This is a genomic window from Sulfuricurvum sp., from assembly GCF_028710345.1.
Taxonomy (GTDB): domain Bacteria; phylum Campylobacterota; class Campylobacteria; order Campylobacterales; family Sulfurimonadaceae; genus Sulfuricurvum.
In genome coordinates this window covers 1-4240 of the sequence record NZ_JAQTUH010000040.1, presented here as the reverse complement: position 1 = coordinate 4240, position 4240 = coordinate 1, and the positions used below count along the sequence as shown (strand labels likewise).

Annotated in this window: 8 protein-coding genes; 2 read left to right on the top strand and 6 right to left on the bottom strand. The window is 44.7% G+C overall.

Annotated elements, in window-relative coordinates; genetic code table 11:
- Both PHC76_RS14770 and PHC76_RS14765 read right to left on the bottom strand, forming a co-directional pair.
- Positions 1-223: hypothetical protein (locus tag PHC76_RS14770; protein WP_300210732.1), on the bottom strand; the 223-nt coding region annotated here is incomplete at its 3' end.
- Between the two features lie 3 nt (positions 224-226).
- Complete coding sequence (locus PHC76_RS14765; protein ID WP_300210730.1) at positions 227-1411, bottom strand: NifS family cysteine desulfurase; 1185 nt, start codon at positions 1409-1411, stop codon at positions 227-229.
- A gap of 166 nt (positions 1412-1577) precedes the next feature.
- Here PHC76_RS14765 and PHC76_RS14760 point away from each other — a divergent pair, with 166 nt between their 5' ends.
- On the top strand, positions 1578-2327 hold the full coding sequence (locus PHC76_RS14760) for an Abi-alpha family protein (protein ID WP_300210728.1): 750 nt from the start codon (positions 1578-1580) through the stop codon (positions 2325-2327).
- Positions 2328-2342: 15 nt separating this feature from the next.
- On the opposite strand, the gene PHC76_RS14755 is transcribed toward PHC76_RS14760, so the two are convergent.
- From PHC76_RS14755 to PHC76_RS14740, 4 genes are read right to left on the bottom strand one after another with little or no spacing between them, the layout of a single operon-like run.
- Positions 2343-2714 carry a DUF86 domain-containing protein gene (locus PHC76_RS14755; RefSeq protein WP_300210727.1) on the bottom strand — a complete coding sequence of 124 codons (372 nt, stop codon included), beginning with the start codon at positions 2712-2714 and terminating at the stop codon, positions 2343-2345.
- A complete protein-coding gene (locus PHC76_RS14750) occupies positions 2707-2997 on the bottom strand; it encodes a nucleotidyltransferase domain-containing protein (RefSeq protein WP_300210725.1) in 291 nt (96 codons plus the stop codon). Before PHC76_RS14750 ends, PHC76_RS14755 begins: the two co-directional genes overlap by 8 nt.
- Before the next feature lie 29 nt (positions 2998-3026).
- The gene (locus tag PHC76_RS14745) at positions 3027-3302 is read right to left on the bottom strand and encodes a type II toxin-antitoxin system YafQ family toxin (RefSeq protein WP_300210723.1); all 276 of its coding nucleotides are present in this window, start codon (positions 3300-3302) and stop codon (positions 3027-3029) included.
- Positions 3302-3556: a type II toxin-antitoxin system RelB/DinJ family antitoxin gene (locus PHC76_RS14740; protein ID WP_300210721.1), complete on the bottom strand. Its 255-nt coding sequence runs from the start codon at positions 3554-3556 to the stop codon at positions 3302-3304. Before PHC76_RS14740 ends, PHC76_RS14745 begins: the two co-directional genes overlap by 1 nt.
- 326 nt (positions 3557-3882) lie before the next feature.
- Between PHC76_RS14740 and PHC76_RS14735 the strand changes: the two genes are divergently transcribed.
- Positions 3883-4240 (top strand): glutamate--tRNA ligase family protein (locus PHC76_RS14735; RefSeq protein ID WP_300210720.1); only part of this gene is annotated, 358 nt, incomplete at its 3' end.

Here is a 4240-nt window from a genome sequence, read left to right as displayed (position 1 = left end):
TTCCGAAATCAGTTTTGAGAACATCTCCCTGTATCCGAGTGACGGTGAGTCTTTTGACGAGCCGTGGATCGAGAGGATCGAGTCGGTGAAATTTTTCACGTGTGGTATGAACCCACAAAACCTCGAATGGGAGTGATGCGGATAATACCCTCTGTACTTCCCATTCGCTCAAAGCCCCTAGTGCTTCGAGCTCTTGGTCGTTGATGTTGCGATACGGTCTCATCGATCAGTTTACCTCGTTGGTGTAGGCATAGGTGGATGAGATAGAGCGCAGACGCTCCGCCGCTTTGATAAAGACGTCGATGGTGTAGTCGATCTCTTCAGCAGTCGTAAAACGGCTGAGGCTGAGGCGGATCGCCGTGTGGGCGAGTTCAGGGTCTTGACCGATGGCGCTCATGACGGGGTTGGCCTCTAAGCTCTCCGATGCACACGCACTCCCCGTCGATGCCGCGATCCCTGCACGGTTGAGATCCCACAGCATCGATTCCCCCTCGATCCCGCGCAATGAGATGAGGATGGTGTTCGGGGTACGGCGTGCACGGTCTCCGACGACGATGGTGTCGGGGAGCTGAGAGATCGCGTCTTCGAGACGGTCACGAAGCGCTCTGACATCGCTGTTCATTTTTTCCAAATGTCCGACCGATTGTTTCATCGCCAACCCCATGCCGATGATGTAGGCGACGTTGAGGGTTCCCGCACGTTTGCCCCCCATCTGCTCCCCGCCGTGGAGGAGGTTAGGGAGTTCCGAGCCTTTGCGGACGTACAAACCGCCGATCCCTTTGGGGCCGTGGAATTTGTGCGCCGAAAACGTCAGATAATCGATCGGTGTTTCGCTCAGGTCGACTTTTACTTTTCCGATCGCCTGCACCGCATCGGTATGGAACAATATCCCTCTCTCCTGCGCGATTTTTGCCACTTCGGCTACGGGGAATATCATCCCCGTTTCGTTGTTCGCCCACATCATAGAGATGAGGATTGTTTTGTCGGTGATCGCCGCCGCGACACGTTCGGCACTGACATAACCGAACTCATCGACATCGATGAACGTGATCTCCGCACCGTTCTCTTCGAGAAAATGGAGGGTTTCATGGACGGAGGGATGCTCAACCGCAGAAGCGATGATATGGTTTTTAGTCGGGTTTTTGAGGATATGTTTGAAAAAGACCCCTTTTAGTACCGTATTGTTGCTCTCTGTCGCACAGGATGTGATGAGGATGTCGTCCGCATCGGGAGCGTTTAGGGCATCGTACATGTTCCCCATCGCTTCGTTTAGATACGGGCGCACTTCGATGCCGTATTGGTGGAGCGAGTTCGGATTGCCGTAAAGCTCTTCGAAAAATGGTTGCATTTTGACTTTGACGATTGGGTCGAGTTTGGTGGTGGCGTTGTTATCGAGGTAAACACGTTTCATTGATAGTCCTCAGTATGTCGGTTAATATGAAGAGAGAATGCAAGATTTGTTCGAGAAAAAAACAAATTATTATAAATGTGAATTTGAAGATTGATTAGTGTTTAAAAATATTATTATATTTGGCTAAAATGTTTGCAACCATAAAGACTAAGGAATAGTGTTAAATATGTCAGACGAAAAAGATAAAAGTTTAGATGTTTTTGGAATAAAACCTGTAGCAAAATCTGTGGAGAAGGTTACAGATGCGACGGTTGATGGTGCTAGAGCATTTATGGCACGTATATGTCTGCCTGCGGCAGAAGAATTTGGTCTTCTATTACAAGATTATGTAAAATCTTGGCGAGCATCAAATGCAGCAAAAGTAGCCCAAAAAGCAGAACAAAAAGTAGTTATGTATCATACTGATGCTGATGTGAAAGTGCATCCCCGTATAGCACATAATATTTTTGAAGAAGGTTCATGGATTGAAGATGAAACGATACAAGATATGTGGGCTGGTCTTCTTGCATCAAGTTGTGAAGTAACAGGCTTAGATGATAGTAATCTAATATTTGTTGCAATACTTAAACAATTAACAGCTCTGCAAGTTCGAGTTATCAGATATGCTATTGAAAACTCCAATAAGTATGTTAGTGAAGCAGGATGGCCTTATGCAGATAATGTTCAATGCCCTCTAAATACTCTAAAAGCAATTTGTCAAACGGAAGATGTTATTCGTATTGATAGAGAATTGGACTATTTACGTTCGATGGAATTGATTGGTTCAGGTATTGGAAGTGGAGGTTTTTCTCCAGATGGGGATATAGCTGATATATCACCTACACCTCTTGCATTGAATTTATATGTACGTGGGGAAGGATTTATTGGGTCTCCAATTGATTTTTGGTCATTAGAGAAAAAGGGTGTTAAAAATTAAGAAAAAGCGGACAGGCTACTTATTGTCATTAATTATTTGCTTGATAGTCTCTTTTAGCGTCTGAATATCGTTTTTGCATACATCAAACACTGCTTCGGCATTGAGATCGAAATAGTGATGACTGATGATGTCGCGCATCCCCTTGACCGATTTCCAATCGACCGCAGGATAATTGGGCAGCAGTTTTTTATCGGTGATTTTATCGACATTTTTGAGGCTCTCGCCGATAGCGATCAACTGCATACAGATCGCATCGAGTTTTTCATGACCCGCTTCATCCTCTAAAAAATCATCGGAAGATCGGATAGGTTCGAAGCGTTTGAGGATGCGCTCAGTAGCGCCATGAATCTGAGTGAGGGTTTCGATCAACAGAGCCTTTTCAGGCATAGATTGCCTCTTTTTGGATACGTTCTTTGAGAAACGTGTTCATGCTCTCACGGTAGCTGATGAGGTCGACATGGGTGTGCATCAGCTCTTCGAGGTCGAGACGGATGCGGGAAAGTCTGAAAAGATTGGGTTGTTTGGTCTCGATCACAACATCGACATCGCTTTGTTCTGTCGCTTCATCACGTGCAACAGAGCCGAATACACCGATTCGGACGATTCCGAACTCATCGGCATGATGTTCCTTGTATGATTCTAATACTTTGAGTACGTCTTGTCGTTTCATGCAATGATTATAACCTATCTGATACTAAATTATCTAAAAAGTTGAGCGTGTGAACCGATCCGTATGAGTACGGTTTGATTATTCTCTTCATCAATGTGATAGATGATGAGGGTATCTCCACCCAAATGAAATTCCCGAAAACTTTTCCATTCGCCATTGAGCGGATGGTCTTTTGACTCCGATGGTAGCTCATTCCCTTCGATCAGTAATGAGAAATAATGAACCATTTTTGTAAATTGCTGATCGGTAAGGGTCACTTTATCGAGGTCTTTTTTAAAGAGTTTATGCCGTATGAGTTGGCGCATCAGGCTCTTTTTCTCTCATTTATTAGATCATTGAGTGAAAACGGTTCGAGATTTTTCCCCTCCAAAACGTCTCGCATGACCGCTTGGGTCTCTTCGTTTGGAATTTCGATGTCAAAAGGGATACCTTTACGGAGCCGCACTTGATTTAAAAAGAGGTTGACCGCTTCACCGAGACTAAGCCCCAATTCATTAAATATCTTTTGGGCTTCTTGTTTCACGGTAGGGTCGAGTTTCATACTGGTAGTCTGACGCATGGGTGACCTCCGATTAAAATAATACTATAGTATTATATATCGTCTATATCGGAATGTCAAATATTTTTAAACGTGTACAATGATACGACTATTTTCTAAGGTTTTGCCGACTTTTTCATCACCGTTTTGCGGGAATTGACCGCATAGTATCGTTATAATTGGACTTATTTGATAAAATACGATTTTTATTATTATTTACGACTTCAAATCTCCTGCATCCGGAAGATGCAGGTAGCTTTAGGGGGTTGTAGGGACATATATGTCCCTGCCTCAAATATGGGCTTGCTCATATTTGTGCATAACATCAGTCAGAAGGTTTTAGAGCAATGAACGAGAGCAAAGATTTTTTACGCACCATCGTCGAAGAAGATATAAAAGCACACAAATATAACGAAGTCGTGACGCGCTTCCCCCCTGAGCCAAACGGCTTCCCCCACATCGGACACGCCAAATCGATCGCGATCAACTTCGGTATCGCACGCGACTACAACGGTCACTGTAACCTGCGAATGGATGATACCAACCCCACAACCGAAGATACCCGCTACGTCGAAGCGCTCAAAGACGCCGTTGAATGGCTGGGATTCAAATGGGAGGGGAATGTTCGCTACACCTCAGATTATTTCCCTGAACTCTATGAATACGCAAAACAGCTCATCAAAATGGGCAAAGCCTACGTCGACA